The following is a 1,266-nucleotide window of genomic DNA, read 5'->3' on the forward strand; positions in this document are numbered from 1 at the left end:
GGGACCCAGTCCAGCCGGAACAGGCTGTCGGAGACCGGCGAGCCCGCCCCGGCCAGGTCGGCCGGCGACATCGGGACGCAGCACCAGCGACTCGACCTCGGCCACCGGGTCGCCCGCCGTGTCGGCAACCCGCAACCCCACCTCGCCCGTCCCGCGCACGGTCAGGTGTACGCGTACGGCGGCGGCGCCGACGGCGGACAGCGACACGCCCGACCACAGGAACGGCAGCGAGGCGCCCTCCGCCGCCTGCCCCCGCAGTCCCAGGGCGTGCAGGACGGTGTCGAGCAGCGCCGGGTGCAGTCCGTACGCCGAAGCGTCGCCGGCCAGCGGCTCGGGCAGGGCCGCCTCGACGAAGAGGTCCTCGCCGTGCCTCCAGACGTCCCGCAGTCCCTGGAAGGCCGGTCCGTAGGCCAGCCCGGTCGAGGCCAGTCGCTCGTACAGCCCGTCGGTGGGCACCGGCTCGGCGCCCGGGGGCGGCCACGCGGTCAGATCCCAGTCGGCGGCGGGCCGCTCGGCGGCGAGGGTGCCGGTGGCGTGCAAGGTCCACGGTTGTCCGGCCGCGGAGTCCTGGGGGCGTGCGTACAGCTTCAGCGTGCGCCGCTGCTCGTCCGCGTTTCCGTCCGGGTTCCCGTCGGAGGACTCGGGCGGCTCCACGCTGAGCTGCACCTGCACCGCGCCGTCCTTCGGCAGCACGAGCGGGGCCCGCAGGGTCAGTTCGTCCAGACGGCCGTAGCCGAGCTGGTCGCCCGCCTGGAGTGCGAGTTCGACGAGCGCGGTGCCGGGGACCACGATCGATTCCGCGACCGCGTGATCGGCGAGCCAGGGGTGGGACCGCACCGAGAGGCGGGACGTCAGCAGGAGGGTTTCCGAGCCCGCCACGGCCACGGCCGCGCCCAGCAGCGGATGTTCGGTCACGCCAAGGCCGAGGCCGTCGGCGTCGGTGGCCGGAGCCGATGCCTCCAGCCAGTACCGTTCGCGCTGGAACGCGTAGGTCGGCAGCTCGACCCGGCGGGCACCGGTCCCCGCGAACACGCCGGACCAGTCGACGCCCGCGCCCCGCACATACAACTCCGCGACGGCCGTCAACACAGCCTCGGCCTCGGCCCGGCCCGCACGCAAGGTGGACACCGCCACCGCCGGCTCGGCCCCCGCCCGGGCCAGCGCACTCAGAACAGGATCAGGCCCGACCTCCAACAGCCAGGTCGCACCCTGCTCGCCGGACGCGGTCAGCAACGCGTCATGGAAGCGCACCGGACGGCGGACCTG

The 1,266-nt window shown here is 74.8% G+C and carries 1 protein-coding gene; it reads right to left on the reverse strand.

Annotated features, from left to right (window positions below):
* Positions 1-1,266 (reverse strand): polyketide synthase dehydratase domain-containing protein (locus tag SSOG_RS02400; RefSeq protein WP_039936375.1); only part of this gene is annotated, 1,266 nt, incomplete at both ends.

It is taken from the genome of Streptomyces himastatinicus ATCC 53653 (genome assembly GCF_000158915.1).
GTDB classification, from domain to species: Bacteria; Actinomycetota; Actinomycetes; order Streptomycetales; family Streptomycetaceae; genus Streptomyces; species Streptomyces himastatinicus.